Origin of the sequence: Mycobacterium sp., assembly GCF_050701675.1 — a bacterium.
GTDB lineage: Bacteria > Actinomycetota > Actinomycetes > Mycobacteriales > Mycobacteriaceae > Mycobacterium.
On sequence record NZ_JBOGDD010000311.1, the window covers coordinates 1 to 14328 of the forward strand.

A 14328-nucleotide genomic window follows, 5' to 3' on the forward strand; every position below is an offset into this window, starting at 1 on the left:
GGGTAGAGCTCAGCCCATTGCAGCACGTCGGCATACGTGGGATCTCCACCGTCGTAGCCGGTGAAGGCCGATGGTGGACTCTTCTTCCTCATCCGAGGCAGCGGCAGAATGCCCCGATACCCGAGTCGCCAGTAGATATCGCATGCGGACGCGTAGCCGGTAGAATCGGCTGCATCATCTTCGGCGAGGTGGTGGGTGGCGCTCTCCGTTATTTCGGGGGGCGCCGCCGTCGTGTCAGGTGGCATTGCGCGAACCGCCGTCCTGGCGCCCGGCGATGAGGATCGCAGACCGACTGCAGGCGCGGCACTCTCCGGCCGCGATCATCTTCGGAGTCCTCAGAACCTTGTCGCAGACCTTGCAACGGCCGATGGCGCGCGGGCCGTTGTGGCGACTCATGACGCACCACCAGCGGCGCGCACGGGCCGCAGTAGCTCGGCTAGTCGGGTCCTCTGCTCATCGGTCAGTGGCGGCGCGCTGGCCAGCACGCGCTGGACGTACTGGGCAATCTTCTCTTCGGCGAGATCACGGCGCGCCTCTACCTCGGCGGTCGCATCACCCGCCCTTGCGGCGCGGGCAACGCGCGCCGTGAATGATCGAATTTCGGGCATGAAGGCTCACCTCTCGGTAAGCCCTCTCGGCAAGCGACCCGCCCCAGTGGCGAACAGAACGCCAAGGCTGGGAACACCGCTTCGCAGCATGTCCCCGCCGACTAGGCGAGCCTGTCTTAGTGCAGACGACAATAACAGAAATTTGGACGAAACACGTTGTGCAGTAAGTGTATTGCGTTCACTACGTTCTGAACGTGATGTCGACGGTCTCCGGCTCGAAACCGGGACCGTGTTTGACGCGCGGCAACAGCACCACTTCGACCCGCAGCGTTTCGAGCACTGCGCGTTTCTGAGCCACTGACATTGCCTCCCAACACTTTTCGGCCTCTGGACCCGCCAGCGGGCGCAACGTCTCGACGTCCAGCGAACGCATGGCGGTATCACGTTCCCGCTGTGCCGCCTCCAGCTGCGGCCGCAGTCGCGCCGTGATCCGCTCCAGCTGCCGAATGTCGATCTTGCCGTCGGCCTGCGAGTCTGCAGCCTCGTCGAGTCGGCCTTGCAACTCGTCGCACTTCTTCGCCCACTGGCGCGCGAGCTCGTCGTCGCCCAACAGCCAGTCCAGCGCATCCGGCATCGCCAACCGACCGATGATCACCCGTGCCAACAGGTTGTCCACGTGAGCCTGAACGCGCCCGGTGCAGCCGCGCGGACTGTTGCACATGTAGATCAACGTCGCGTCCCGCCGACCGCTGCGCTTGGCCACCCGCAGCACGTCGCCACACACACCGCACCGGCCGATTCCTTGGGTCAACAGATGCTTGCGGGCACCGGGGCGCGGGCCCGTGTGACTGCGTCGCTCCGGTGAGGCCAACAGCGCCACGACGCGATCGTGCTTGTCGCGATCCACGATCGCAGGCCACCCGCCCTTCATCTCCGTGCCGCCGTGGTCGGCGCGCTTGCGGTAGCGGCGCACCGCAACGTTGGCGTCCCTGACAACCAGGGTGCGAACCGTCGACTTCGCCCACTGTTGCGTCGGTGCCAGCTTGCCCTTCTCCTGCCGCTGGGCACGGATGTCCTCGGGCAGTTTGAGCCACTGTGCATGTCCGGGCGCGGGCACACCGCGCCGGTTCATGTCTTGATACAGCGAGTGCAGCGACTCCCCCGCGAGTAGCCGGTCGACCAACTCCCTGACGACGTCGGCCTCGGCCTCGTTTACGGTCTGCTCGGCGTGGATACCGCGCCCGGTGCGATCCCACCCGTACGGGCAGAAACCCCACGCATGGCCCCGCTGGGCCATGTCCGCGATGGCAGCCGAGACGCGCTCGGCCTTCACTTCGCCCTCCAGTGAATCGAAGGCCGTGAGGAGGTCGGCCATGCCGCGCCCGTACGCGGTGCGCAGATCTAGCGATGGCCCCTCCACGGCAACGATGTCGACTTTGTGCGTGCCGAACGTGCTGATTACCTCGGCGCGGTCGGCACGGCTCCGTACCAGCCGACTGGTCTGCCAGACCATGACGTGGTCTATCTGCTCCGTGGTCACCAGGTGACGGATGCGCTCATACCCCGGCCGGTGCAGTCCCTTGGTGGCCGAGACATTGTTCTCCTTCACCTCGGCTACGACGTCGTAGTCGAGTTCCACGGCGCGCTCCCGCATCCGCGCGAGCTGGCGATCGACGCCTACCTCGTCGCGGTTCCGGTCGAAGCTGATACGCGCGTACAGCGCAGCTCGTTCCCTCATCGGATGGCCTCTCCGGTAGTCATACCCCTTAAGAGTAGACTAGCTGTCTCGGCTGCGCGGACCTGTACCGCAGCGACCGCGATGCGGCATGGCCCGCCGTCGCCGCCCAGTTGCGGGACGCCGTCGGCAGCGCCGACCGAGCCACCATGCTCGGCACCGCGGCGCTCGCGCTCAACCAGGTCGACCGCGTCATCCAGGCCGTGCACGAGTCCGATGACCCACGTCGCGCGGGCGAACCGCCACCGACCCTGGACACCACGCTGGAGTTCGACATCCGCACCGGTTCCACGGTGAGCCGCCGTTGGGCTCGTCACCCCAGGTGCCAGTGCTGACGGGAGCCCGCCCGGGTGTGCGCGCTCACAGAGCTTGCTGGCCCTTCGCGGTGGTTCGTCCAGCTTCGTAATGGATGATGGTGGGGTGGCAGACATCAAGCGTGGACGAGCGGCCCGTAATGCGAAGCTCGCAAGCTTGCCCGTCGGCATCGCGGGCCGCGCGGCCCTCGGCTTCGGAAAGCGTTTGACCGGCTCGTCCAGGGACGAGGTCAACGCGGAGCTGATGGAGAAGGCGGCCAACCAACTCTTCACCGTCCTCGGCGAACTCAAGGGTGGTGCGATGAAGGTCGGCCAGGCGCTCTCCGTCATGGAGGCCGCCGTACCCGAGCAGTTCGGCGAGCCGTACCGCGAGGCACTCACCAAACTTCAGAAGGACGCTCCCCCACTGCCCGCGGCCAAGGTGCACCGCGTCCTCGACGCCCAACTCGGTACCAAGTGGCGGGAGCGGTTCACCTCGTTCGACGACACCCCCATCGCGTCGGCGAGCATCGGCCAGGTTCACAAGGCGGTCTGGTCCGATGGTCGCCAGGTCGCCGTCAAGATTCAGTACCCCGGTGCCGACGAGGCGTTGCGGGCCGATCTGAAGACCATGAAGCGGCTCGTCTACGTGTTCAAACAGCTGTCCCCTGGCGCCGACGTCCAAGGCGTGGTCGACGAGTTGATCGAACGCACCGAGATGGAACTCGACTACCGGCTCGAGGCGGAGAACCAACGCGCCTTCGCCAAGGGGTACCGCGACGACCCGCACTTCGTGGTCCCGGCGATCGTCGCGAGCTCGCCCAAGGTCGTCATCGCCGAATGGATGGACGGCATCCCGATGGCGCAGATCATTCGCAACGGCACGCCCGAGCAGCGCGACATCGTCGGTACGCGGCTCTTCGAGCTCACCTACGACGCCCCGAGGCGCATCGAGATGATGCATGGCGATGCCCATCCGGGAAACTTCATGCTGCTGCCAGGGGACAAGCTGGGCGTGCTCGACTTCGGCGCCGTGGCCCCGATGCCCGGCGGCATTCCGATCGAGCTGGGACTGACCGTCCGCTACGCACTGGAGAAGGACTACGGCAAACTGCTGCCGACGATGGAGAAGATCGGTTTCATCCAACGCGGACAACAGGTTTCGTCGCGCGAGATCGACGACATGCTGCGCCAGTACGTCGAACCACTCGAGGTCGAGGTGTTCCACTACACCCGCAAGTGGCTGCAGAAGATGGCCGCCGCCAACATGGACCTCTCGGTCGACTCGATCAAGACGGCCCGCCAGATGGACATACCCGCAAAGCTGGCCATCCCGATGCGGGTCATCGCGTCCAACGTCGCCATCTCGTGTCAGCTCGATGCCCACATCCCGACCAAAGCGCTTGCGCTGGAACTCATCCCGGGGTTCGCAGAAGCTGCGGCTTGATTCTCGGCTCCGCCGAGGCCGCCTAACCCCAGCAATACGTGGGGCTAGGCAGCCTCTGGCCGGCTATGCGGCTGCCGGGTTTTCAACGGGATTCTTCCGGGGCCGGCCCCTTGGGCGCTTCCGCGCCACCACGGTTCCGCGGTCGATGATCTCGCCGCCCCAAACTCCCCACGGCTCTTCGCGTTCCAGCGCCTCGGTGAGGCACTGTCGCCGGATCGGGCAGTCTGCGCACAGCGTCTTGGCCCGCTCCAACTCGAGGGGATTCTCGGCGAACCACAGGTCGGGGTCACCTACGTGACACGGGACCGCCGGAAACGTCCTCTCTCGGCATGTCTGCGGAGACATGTCCGACTCACCTTCTTCCTGGTCTAAGTCGATCAGCCATCTGTCTTCTGATGGATCTGCGACCAGGTGTTCGGCTGTCCCGAAAAGTCTGGCCACGGATCCGGTGTCGGGTCCGTGGCCATTTGGCTCTTCTGGGCTTCCTAGGTGGGGCCCCGATTCACGGACGCGACGGTCGCGGCGGCGGTGCGTCGCTCGATCGCCGGAATGGCGTCATGCGTGGCAACCACCGGATGCGCCGCCGAGGCGGCGGGTCCAGCGACGTAGAGGGGCCACGACATGACGTCAGCGCTAGCGATGGCTACGCCGAAATTCTGAATGATCTTCATGTGAGGCTCCTCCCTTCTGCTCGACCGGATTAGACGGTTATGAGGTTAAAGGCTAACACCCAAAGTCGACAAGCGATTTTCTGACCTGCGGGTTTGGCGCGATCTTTGCGAATCTTGGCGGTTTGGCGCCGGGTCAGCGCCGACCCTTGACGAGCGCGAGGACGTCGGGACCGAACTGTTCGAGCTTGCGAGCGCCGATACCAGGGATGGCGACGAGGGCGGCCTCGTCGGCAGGAAGGGTTTCCGCGATGGCAATCAGGGTGTTGTCGGTGAACACCACGTAGGCGGGCACCTTCATCGTCTTGGAGGTCTCCAGGCGCCACTCCTTGAGCTGCGCCAACAATTCCTCGTCGAGGTCTGACGGGCACGTCTCGCAGCGGCGCAACATGATCGAGGCCGGACTGCTCAATGCCCCGCCGCACACCCGGCAGCGCGGAGTGGCCCCCCGCTGCCGCCGCGGCTTGCTTGGCCCGTCGTCCGTGCTCGCCTGCGGAGCGACGCCGTTGAGGAAGCGCGACGGGCGCCTGCCCTGCCGACCGCCCGGCGTACGTGCCAGCGCCCAGCTGAGCCCCAGGTGGATCCGCGCCCGCGTCACGCCGACGTAGAGAAGGCGGCGTTCCTCCTCGACCTGCTCGCTGTCGGCGCCACGCGCGAGCGCGTGCGAGATGGGAAGCGTGCCATCGGCAAGGCCGACGAGGAACACCGCGTCCCACTCCAGGCCCTTCGCCGCGTGCAGCGACGCCAGGGTCACGCCCTGCACGACCGGGGGATGACGCGCGTCGGCGCGCTGGCGCAGTTCGGCCAGAAGGGCGCGCATGTCGAGCGACGGTCGCTGAGCGACCTCTTCCTCGACGAGTTCGACCAGCGCGAGCAGCGCTTCCCACCGCTCCCTGGCCTTGGTGCCCTGCGGCGGCTCGGCCGTCAGACCGAGCGGCTCGAGTAGCTCGCGGACGACCGCGGGGAGTTCGGTACCGACCGCGTCGACGCGTTCGGATGCCCGCTGCAACGCCGCCAACGCCTGCCGAACCTCCTGGCGGCTGAAGAATCCCTCCCCGCCCCGCACCTGGTAGGCCACGCCCGCCGCGGTCAGCGCCTCCTCGTACACCTCCGATTGCGCGTTGATGCGATAGAGCACCGCGATCTCCGAGGCGGCGGTACCCGAACCGATGAGCTTCTTGATGGACTTGGCAACGGCGGTGGCCTCGGCGACTTCGTCCGGATGCTCGCTGAACGTGGGTGTTGGCCCGGCATCGCGCTGACCGACCAGATGCAGCTTGCTGCCTGCCATCCGCCCGCGCGCGACCGCGATGACGCGGTTGGCCAGTGACACCACCTGCGGCGTGGAGCGGTAGTCGCGTTCCAGCCGTACCACCGAGGCGTCGGGAAACCGGCGGGAGAAGTCGAGCAGATAGCCAGGCGTGGCACCCGTGAACGAGTAGATGGTCTGGTTCGCGTCGCCGACCACCGTCAGGTCGTCACGCTCGCCAAGCCAGGCGTTGAGCACCCGCTGCTGCAGGGGTGTGACGTCCTGGTATTCGTCGACGACGAAGCAGCGGTACCGATCGCGGAACTCACTCGCGACGGCGGCGTCGTTCTCGATGGCCGCGGCGGTGTGCAGCAGCAGGTCGTCGAAGTCGAGCAACGCGGTGCCGTCGCGGCGCGCCTTCATGGACTCGTACCCGGCGTAGACGGTGGCGATCTTGGCGGCGTCCAGCGGGATGTCGCGACCGGCCTCGGCGACCGCCGCCGCATAGCCCTCCGGACTGATCAGCGATGCCTTCGCCCACTCGATCTCACCGGCGAGGTCACGGACGTCGTCGGTGCTGGCCTGGATCGACGCCCGGTTCGCGGCCTGAGCGACGACGCCGAACTTGCTGTCGAGCAGCTCCCACCCGGTGTCGCCGACCACCCGCGGCCAGAAGTACTGCAGCTGGCGTCGCGCCGCAGCGTGGAACGTCATCGCCTGAACCGCCCCGGTGCCAACACCGTCGGCGCCCTGGTCGTCGAGCGACCGCAGCCTGCTGCGCATCTCCCCCGCGGCACGGGAGGTGAACGTCACCGCAAGCACCTGGCCCGGCGCGACGTGACCGGCCGCCACCAGATAGGCGATCCGTCGGGTGATCGTCCTGGTCTTTCCGGTGCCCGCGCCCGCGAGCACGCACACCGGACCCCGCGGCGCCTGCACCGCCTCGCGCTGCTCATCGTCGAGGTCGTCGGTAAGCCGACTGAGCAGTGGGGAGGCGGCCGCGGGAGACTGGGACGGCATGGCGTCCATCTTGGCAGGGCGCGGTGACAAAGTCTGATCCGACGTGCGCTACGCCGCGTGCCCCCCGGTCGGATGATGCAATACGCGGTGGGTCCGTTACGTTGAATCGGCTATGACTACCGCTGCCAAGGCCCCCCTCACCATGTACTCCACGACGTGGTGCGGCTACTGCGCCCGACTCAAGACCGCCCTGAAGTCCGCGGGCATCGCCTACACCGAGGTCGACATCGAGGACGACCCCCGGGCAGCCGAGTTCGTCGGCTCGGTCAACGGCGGCAACCACGTCGTCCCCACGGTCAAGTTCGCCGACGGGTCGACGCTGACCAACCCGAGCCTCAAGGCCGTCCAGGCCAAGCTCGCCTGAATCAGTCCGCGTACGCCCAGGATTCGATGATCTCCCTGGCAATGGAGATGGATCCGGGCAGCAGTAGCCGCGACGGCGAGTCACTGCTCCAGTCGCCGTCGGCCAGCGCATCGCGAACCTCGGCGCGGGTGAACCACGCGGCCTCGGCGATCTCGCCGTCGCTGAAGAAGAACTCCTGCTCCGGGTCGCCGACCGCGTGGAAGCCGACCATCAGCGAGCGAGGAAACGGCCACGGCTGACTCGCCAGGTACGTGACGTCGGTGACGCTCAGCCCGATCTCCTCGGCCACCTCGCGCACGACGCAGGATTCGAATGACTCACCCGCTTCGACGAAACCCGCGATGAGCGAGAAGAGCCGCTCCGGCCAGACGGTCTGACGAGCCAGCACGGCCCGGTCGTGGCCGTCGTGGATCAGGCAGATGACCGCCGGGTCGAGGCGCGGGAACTCCTCGTGCCCGTTGACGGGGTTGATCCTGGACCACCCCGACTTGTGGATCTTGGTCGGCGATCCGTCGATGGCGCTGAAGCGGGCGCTGTCATGCCAATTGAGCAGTGCGGTGGCCGTCGCGACCAGTTGGGCACTGACGTCATCGAAGATCGAACCCGCCCGGCGCAGGTCGAGCACCTCCGACTCGGCGTGCGGGTCCTCGGGTCCATCCAGGGCGCCGCGCACCGCCCACACGTGCCTGCCGTCCTCCATCCGGCCGAGGAACACCGCGTGCTCGTCGGGTTTGGCGGAGTGCTTCGCCGCCTTGCCGAGCACGACCCGGCCGCCGGAGATGAGGACCTGGTTGCGCCGGTCGACCTTCAGCAGCAGCGCATCGCTCCAGCCGGCGACCGCGGCGTCGACGTCGGTGCGCAGCTCGTCGGCCCGGTCGGCGCCCACGCGCGACAGCAGGGGCACGTTGCGCAGGCGGAACCCGCCGGGCCCGCTCACATTCCCCGAGTCGCTCCGCTCTCCCCCGCCGGCCACGTTCGCGCCGGTCACCGGGCGTCCGCGTTCCGGATGTAGAGCAGTCGGTCACCGGGTTCCATGGCATCGACCTCCGGTGCATCCACCCGCACCAGATGTCCCCCGCGCACGACGCCGAGCACGATGTCGGGTAGGTGCCGCGCCGAACCCCCGACCTCCTTGGAGGTCACGTCGCGCTCTGCGATCGCGAATCCGGCGTCCGGCGTGAGCAGGTCCTCGATCATCTCCACGACGGTCGGCGTCTTGGCCGCCATCCCCAGTAGTCGACCCGCCGTCTCGGAGGACACCACCACCGAGTCCGCACCCGATTGCAGGAGCAGATGGTGATTCTCCGACTCGCGGATCGAGGCGATGATCTTCGCCTTGGGTGCGAGCTCGCGGGCCGTCAGCGTGACCATGGCGGCGGTCGGATCGCTGTTGGTGGCGACCACGATCGACTTGGCGTGCTGCGCGCCAGCGAGCCGCAACACGTCGGCTCGGTTGGCGTCGCCGTGCACCGTCACCAGCCCGGCCTTGTCGGCACGGTCCAGCGCCGCCCGGTCGGTGTCGACGACGACGATCTCGCCGCTCTTCGCACCGTCGCCGACCATGGCCGCGACGGCGGTCTTCCCCTTGGTGCCGTAGCCGACGACGATGGTGTGTTCGCGCACGCTTCTCCTCCACTGCTGGATCTTGAGGGTCTGACGCGATGCCTCGGTCAGGGTTTCCACCGTGGTGCCGATCAACACGATCAGGAAGGCGACCCGCAACGGCGTGATCACCAGCACGTTGACCAGCCTGGCCGACGACGTGAACGGCGTGATGTCGCCGTAGCCGGTGGTCGACAGCGAAACAGTCGCGTAGTACAGGCAATCCAGGAACGAGAGCTCGTTGTCCTGGACGTCGCGGTAGCCGTCGCGGTCCAGGTAGACGATGATCACCGCGGCGAACAGCGCCGCAAGCGCGTAGATCACCCGCATCACGATCTTGCGAGCGGGGCTGACGAAGGGCTCGGGGATGCGCAACGTGCCGACCAGCGTGTGGTCTGGCTGATTGGTCAGCGACTGATCGATCGCCGCCAGCCGACGCCGCAATCTACCCTTGGCCACGGAGGCCCATCATCCGCCCAACGCGCCGCACAGCACAATGTAACCATGACGTCTCTCACACCATCGGTCGACAGTGCGCCCAGCCAGGCCACCGCCCAGCGGATGGGCGCGATGCTCGTCGGTATGGGCGTACTTCACTTCGTCGCTCCCAAGCCGTTCGACACCATCGTCCCCGCCGAGTTGCCGGGCAGCGCGCGGTTCTACACGCTGGCCTCCGGCGTCGCCGAGGCGGCGACCGGCACCCTGCTGCTGGCCCCGCGCACCCGCCGTGTCGGCGCCATCGCAGCCATCGCGTTGTTCATCGGCGTCTTCCCGGCGAACGTCAACTCGGTCAGGGTGCTCTGGAACAAGGGGTGGCCGGCGCGCATCGGCACCATCGCCCGCCTGCCGCTGCAGATCCCGATGATCACCCAGGCGCTCAAGGCGTATCGCAACGCACCTCGCTAAGCGGCCTCGAGAAGCTTGGCCAGCTCGATGGCGTCGGGCAGCGACTCGGGTACGACGGTCCGGCCGCTGCGGACGTAGTGGAACGCTCCACGCACCGAGTCGGGTGACACGCCTGCGGTGGCCGCCCACGCGAGGCGATAGACGGCGAGCTGAACCGCGTTCTGCTGCAACGCCTCTGGCGTAGCGGGCGGGTCACCGGTCTTCCAGTCCACCACGGTGACACCGCCGTCACCGTCGACGAACACCGCGTCGATGCGACCGCGAACCACCGTGCCGCCGATGACCATGTCGAACGGAACCTCGACGTCGACCGGTGTTCTGGACGCCCATGACGACACGGCGAAGGCGGCCTGCAGTTCGGCGAGCCGCTCGGCTTCGGAGCGGCCCAATTCACCGTCGACCGCGCCAGGCAGATCCTCGAGGTCGAACAGCCGCTCGGCATGGAAGAACCGCTGCACCCAGTCGTGGAACGCGGTACCGAGCAGCGCCTGCGGGTCGGGTCGGGTTGGCACGCGGCGCTGCAACCGGCGGACCGCACCCTCGGGATCGCGACCGATGTCCACCAGCGCACTGACCGAGACCTGCGGGGGCAGTACCAGAGGCGGCCGTTGCATGGCCCGCTCCCGCTCGGCAAGCAGTGCGTCGACGTCGGCCGCCCAGCCATCGGTGTCCTCACCACCAGTGACGCCCTGCGTTGGGTCGGCGGCCATCGCCCTAACGACGAGATCCGCGCCACGGTCTACGTCACCGCGACCGGCGCCTGCCGGATCGACGGGCCACGACCGCTCCATCACGTTGTCCCGCAATGGGTTGGCCTCGCCGTCGGCGGGTGCGGGCGCCCACTGCTCGACGACACCGCAGGGATCCCCCGAGGCCGCCGTTCGGTCGATCACGTCCTTGATCTCGAGGAGGAAGTCCGACGGTCCGCGGGGTTTGGCCTCGGTGGCTCCCCAGTGGTGGCCCGACAACAGCAGCGTGTCCTCGGCGCGCGTCAGTGCGACGTACAGAAGGCGGCGCTCCTCGTCGATGCGCCGCTGGTCGAGGGTCTTGCGGTGGTTGGCGATCTTGTCCGACAGGGCCTTTCGATCGTTGACATCCGACGTGTCGAGGACGGGCACACCATGCTCGGACACCGACGCGCGGTCGCCCCTCAGCAGCGGCGGCAGGTCGGCGGCATCCGTCAGCCAGGTACGCGCGGAGCCGGTGGACGGGAACACCCGCGCGCTCAGATGGGGCACCGCGACGACCTGCCACTCCAACCCCTTGGCTGCGTGCACGGTCAGGATCTGCACGCGGTCCTTCGCCACCGCGATCTCGGCTGGCGCGAGGCCGTTCTCCACGTCCATCGCCGCATCGAGGAAGGCGAGCAGCCCGGAAATCGATGCCGACGGGCGCGCCGCGAACTCGGCGACGACGTCCGCAAACGCGTCGAGATGCTCCGTTCCGCACCAGCCCGCCGAAACCGACTGCGCGGAACGGACTTCCGCATCCACCCCCAGCATCCAACGAACCTCGGCGACCAGGTCGGGCAAGGGGTGATGCAGCTGGGCGCGCAGCGCGGTCAGCTCCCGGCAGAGTGCCACGATCCTGGTGTGGCCGATGGCCGAGTAACGGTCGGGGCGGCCCGGGTCGCAGATCGCGTCGGCCAGACATGCACTGTCGGCGTCGGGCGCTGCGGACGCGACGATGTGCGTGGTCGACGACCTGTACGCCGTCGCGCCGTCGAGTTCCACCGCACGCCGCCACAGCGCGGTCACGTCGGCGGCGCCCAACCGCCAACGCGGGCCGGTGAGGATGCGCATCGCAGCCGAGCCCGCGGTCGGGTCGGCGGTCAGGCGCAGCATCGCGACGACGTCGGCCACCTCCGGTACCGACAGCAGGCCCGAGAGCCCGACCACCTCGACGGGCACCCCGCGGGCGGCGAGTGCATCGGCGATCGGCGCGGCATCGGCGTTGCGCCGCACCAGCACCGCCGCTGTGGGAACGTCCGTGCCGGACCCGACGGCGCCGTGGTAGATCCGGGCCACGTGATCAGCCACCCAGTCCCGCTCGCTGCTCACGTCGGTAAGCAGCGCGCACGTGATGGTGCCCGGCTCCGCGCCAGGACGGGGCAGTAACTCCCGCACCGCCACCGACCGCCGTCGTGCCTCCATCGAGATCGCGTTCGCGAGGTGCAGGGCGCGCGGCGGGTTGCGCCAGCTGGTGCGCAGTTCGAGCGTCGGCGCGGGCGTGCCGTCCGACAGGCAGAAGTCGGTGGTGAACCGGGGCAGGTTGGTCGCCGACGCACCACGCCAGCCGTAGATCGACTGGATGGGGTCGCCGACGGCTGTCAGTGCCAGCTCGTCGTCGACACCCCCACCGAACAACGAGGACAGTGCCACGCGCTGCGCATGGCCGGTGTCCTGATACTCGTCGAGCAGGACCACCCGGTAGCGCTGGCGCAGCTGCTCGCCGACTTGCGGGAACGTCGAGGCGAGCCGGGCCGCCGCCGCCATCTGCATGCCGAAGTCCATGACGTTCTCGGACCGCATCCGATCCTGCAACGCGTCGATCAGGGGCACGATCTCGGTGCGCTCGGTCTGAGTCGCCAGCATCTTCAGGAGCGACTGGCTTGGCCCGCCATCGCGCTGCCGAGGACCGGCGGGCAGGGCGTGCACCAGCCGCTCCAGTTCGACGTGGGTGTCGCGGAGTTGATCGGTGTCGACGAGGTGCTCGGCCAGCTGGCCGGCCAGCCGCAGCACCATCGACGTCACCGTCGCAGGCGACTTCTCGGTCTGCAGGTCTTCCGCGTACTCGCAGACAACGCGAAAGGCCAACTGCCACAGCTCAGTTTCCCCGATCAGCCGTGCCGATGGCTCAACCGGAAGCAGCAGGCCGTGCTCCCGCAACAGGGTGCCTGCGAACGCGTGATAGGTCCCGATCGACGGGTGCTCGTCGACCTCCGCCCGGTCGCCGGGCACCAGCCCCGCGCCGGCGAGTCGCGCGAGCCTGGTGCGCACGCGACGCAGCAGTTGGCCCGCCGCCTTGCGCGTGAACGTCAGCCCGAGCACCTCGCCAGGGCGGGCGTACCCGTTGGCGACGAGCCACACGACGCGCGCAGCCATCGTCTCGGTCTTGCCCGCACCCGCGCCGGCGATCACCACCAATGGGCCTGGCGGTGCGGAGATGACCGCGGCCTGCTCCTCGGTCGGCGCGAAGATGCCGAGCGCATCCGCCAGCTCGGCCGGACTGTAGCGAACCGTCACGAGCGCCCTCCCAAGGCCGCCTGAGCGGGACACATCGCCCGCACCGGACAGTGCGCGCAACCGTCGTTGATGCGGGCCACGAACTCCGGGCCCCTCGTTGCCCCCGCCGCCTGGCGGACGCGCTCGTGCCACTCATCGCGGCCGTCTGCCGTCATCGGGTTCTGGTCGCGCTCGGTGGCACCTGCCACGCCGATCTTGCCGAGGTAGACCAGCCGACCCCCGCCGGCCTCATCGCCTTGGGGCAGAACACCTTCGGCGATGGCGAGCTGATACATGGCGAGCTGTGCGTGGCGCTGGGCATCGTCCTTGCTGACCGGGCTCTTGCCGGTCTTGACGTCGACGACGACGAGCCTGCCCTCGGCGTCACGTTCCAACCTGTCGACCCGCCCCCGGACCCGGACGCCCGGTTGACCGGAACCGCTCGGCGCCACCACGCCGTCCACGTCGACCTCGGTGCCCACCTCGGTCAGCTCCCCACGCGTCTGCGCACGCCACTCGATGAACGCGGTGAGCATGGCCCGGTGACGCTCGAGTTCGTTGGCCGAATGCCACGCCGCATCGAACGGGAGTGCCTCCCAGACGGATTCGAGCTCGGTAAGCATCTGGCCCTCGGTCTGCTCGCCGTCGGACACCAGGGCGTGGACGAGAGTGCCCAGCGCCGAGCGCACGTCGCGGCCCTCACTCCCCCCGTGGCGTTCGAGTAGCCATCGCAACGGGCAGTCGGCCAGCGTCTGCAACTTCGACGGGGACAGGGTCACCACGTGCTCGTCGCCCGACCACAGCGGCTGATCGGTGGACACCGCGGTGGTCGCGTACCACTGCGCAGGGCTGGCGCAGGGAACGCCCGCCTCGACGAGGCGGGCCAATTGCGTTGCCGCGCAGGTACGCGCCGCGTCATCGACTGCCCCCTCCGGTGCGCACACCACCGCCCGCAACCTGCCGACGACGGCCGACGGCGCGAGGACCCGCGGCGCGCGCACGGGGTCCGCGTCGTCGTCGGGCTGCTCGGTGGCCAGCGCCGCGAGCTCGTCGCAGAAGGGGGACGGCAGCAATGCGTCATCGCCCTCGTCGCCGTCCACCGCCGTAATCAGCACGCGCGAGCGGGCCCTGCCGAGTGCGGCGATCAGGAGCCGGCGCTCCTCCGCCAGCAATGGCGCCCTCGTCGACGTACCGTCGGCGATGCCGTCGAGCACGTCGACCAACTGCTGCGTGGCGAGCACCCCCCCGCGGGGAACCACGTTGGGCCACAAC

The 14328-nt window shown here is 68.4% G+C and carries 12 protein-coding genes and 1 pseudogene; 4 read left to right on the forward strand and 9 right to left on the reverse strand.

Features of this window, described 5'->3' with window-relative positions:
- Positions 1 to 392: 392 nt before the first annotated feature.
- Positions 393 to 608, reverse strand: coding sequence for a hypothetical protein (locus ACRDUX_RS09185; RefSeq protein ID WP_526413132.1), 216 nt, complete (start codon positions 606 to 608; stop codon positions 393 to 395).
- A gap of 181 nt (positions 609 to 789) precedes the next feature.
- Positions 790 to 2286 carry a recombinase family protein gene (locus ACRDUX_RS09190; protein WP_526413134.1) on the reverse strand — a complete coding sequence of 499 codons (1497 nt, stop codon included), beginning with the start codon at positions 2284 to 2286 and terminating at the stop codon, positions 790 to 792.
- Positions 2287 to 2324: 38 nt separating this feature from the next.
- Between ACRDUX_RS09190 and ACRDUX_RS09195 the strand changes: the two are divergent.
- Together ACRDUX_RS09195 and ACRDUX_RS09200 are read left to right on the forward strand one after the other, a co-directional pair.
- A pseudogene (locus ACRDUX_RS09195) lies at positions 2325 to 2618 on the forward strand (cyclodehydratase); the annotation flags it as partial.
- Positions 2619 to 2688: 70 nt separating this feature from the next.
- A complete protein-coding gene (locus ACRDUX_RS09200; RefSeq protein ID WP_526413136.1) occupies positions 2689 to 4023 on the forward strand; it encodes a macrolide-binding ATPase MABP-1 in 1335 nt (444 codons plus the stop codon).
- A gap of 63 nt (positions 4024 to 4086) precedes the next feature.
- Here the strand turns inward: ACRDUX_RS09200 and ACRDUX_RS09205 are convergent, their stop codons facing one another.
- The 3 genes from ACRDUX_RS09205 to ACRDUX_RS09215 form a co-directional block, all read right to left on the reverse strand.
- Positions 4087 to 4368, reverse strand: a complete 282-nt coding sequence (locus ACRDUX_RS09205; protein WP_526413138.1) for a WhiB family transcriptional regulator — start codon at positions 4366 to 4368, stop codon at positions 4087 to 4089.
- Between the two features lie 140 nt (positions 4369 to 4508).
- Positions 4509 to 4694, reverse strand: coding sequence for a hypothetical protein (locus ACRDUX_RS09210; RefSeq protein ID WP_526413140.1), 186 nt, complete (start codon positions 4692 to 4694; stop codon positions 4509 to 4511).
- A gap of 133 nt (positions 4695 to 4827) precedes the next feature.
- The gene (locus tag ACRDUX_RS09215; RefSeq protein ID WP_526413142.1) at positions 4828 to 6960 is read right to left on the reverse strand and encodes a UvrD-helicase domain-containing protein; all 2133 of its coding nucleotides are present in this window, start codon (positions 6958 to 6960) and stop codon (positions 4828 to 4830) included.
- A gap of 112 nt (positions 6961 to 7072) precedes the next feature.
- Here ACRDUX_RS09215 and mrx1 point away from each other — a divergent pair, with 112 nt between their 5' ends.
- The gene (gene mrx1, locus ACRDUX_RS09220; protein ID WP_526413144.1) at positions 7073 to 7324 is read left to right on the forward strand and encodes a mycoredoxin Mrx1; all 252 of its coding nucleotides are present in this window, start codon (positions 7073 to 7075) and stop codon (positions 7322 to 7324) included.
- 1 nt (position 7325) lies between these two features.
- Here mrx1 and nudC read toward each other — a convergent pair whose 3' ends face one another.
- Positions 7326 to 8261 (reverse strand): NAD(+) diphosphatase, encoded by a 936-nt coding sequence (nudC, locus tag ACRDUX_RS09225; RefSeq protein WP_526413154.1) that lies wholly within the window; start codon positions 8259 to 8261, stop codon positions 7326 to 7328.
- Between the two features lie 47 nt (positions 8262 to 8308).
- Positions 8309 to 9385, reverse strand: a complete 1077-nt coding sequence (locus tag ACRDUX_RS09230; RefSeq protein ID WP_526413146.1) for a potassium channel family protein — start codon at positions 9383 to 9385, stop codon at positions 8309 to 8311.
- Positions 9386 to 9430: 45 nt separating this feature from the next.
- Here ACRDUX_RS09230 and ACRDUX_RS09235 point away from each other — a divergent pair, with 45 nt between their 5' ends.
- Positions 9431 to 9832: a DoxX-related protein gene (locus tag ACRDUX_RS09235; RefSeq protein ID WP_526413148.1), complete on the forward strand. Its 402-nt coding sequence runs from the start codon at positions 9431 to 9433 to the stop codon at positions 9830 to 9832.
- On the opposite strand, the gene ACRDUX_RS09240 is transcribed toward ACRDUX_RS09235, so the two are convergent.
- Positions 9829 to 13077, reverse strand: coding sequence for an ATP-dependent helicase (locus ACRDUX_RS09240; protein ID WP_526413150.1), 3249 nt, complete (start codon positions 13075 to 13077; stop codon positions 9829 to 9831). The genes ACRDUX_RS09235 and ACRDUX_RS09240 overlap by 4 nt on opposite strands.
- Positions 13074 to 14328, reverse strand: a 1255-nt coding sequence (locus ACRDUX_RS09245) for a RecB family exonuclease (RefSeq protein WP_526413152.1), incomplete at its 5' end; no start/stop codon positions are given. The genes ACRDUX_RS09240 and ACRDUX_RS09245, both read right to left, overlap by 4 nt.

Coding starts and splice junctions, on each gene's coding strand:
- ACRDUX_RS09200 (WP_526413136.1), top strand. CDS start 2,689: ATGGATGATGGTGGGGTGGCAGACATCAAGCGTGGACGAGCGGCCCGT.
- ACRDUX_RS09190 (WP_526413134.1), bottom strand. CDS start 2,286: ATGAGGGAACGAGCTGCGCTGTACGCGCGTATCAGCTTCGACCGGAAC.
- ACRDUX_RS09215 (WP_526413142.1), bottom strand. CDS start 6,960: ATGCCGTCCCAGTCTCCCGCGGCCGCCTCCCCACTGCTCAGTCGGCTT.
- ACRDUX_RS09210 (WP_526413140.1), bottom strand. CDS start 4,694: ATGAAGATCATTCAGAATTTCGGCGTAGCCATCGCTAGCGCTGACGTC.
- ACRDUX_RS09185 (WP_526413132.1), bottom strand. CDS start 608: ATGCCCGAAATTCGATCATTCACGGCGCGCGTTGCCCGCGCCGCAAGG.
- mrx1 (WP_526413144.1), top strand. CDS start 7,073: ATGACTACCGCTGCCAAGGCCCCCCTCACCATGTACTCCACGACGTGG.
- ACRDUX_RS09205 (WP_526413138.1), bottom strand. CDS start 4,368: ATGTCTCCGCAGACATGCCGAGAGAGGACGTTTCCGGCGGTCCCGTGT.
- ACRDUX_RS09235 (WP_526413148.1), top strand. CDS start 9,431: ATGACGTCTCTCACACCATCGGTCGACAGTGCGCCCAGCCAGGCCACC.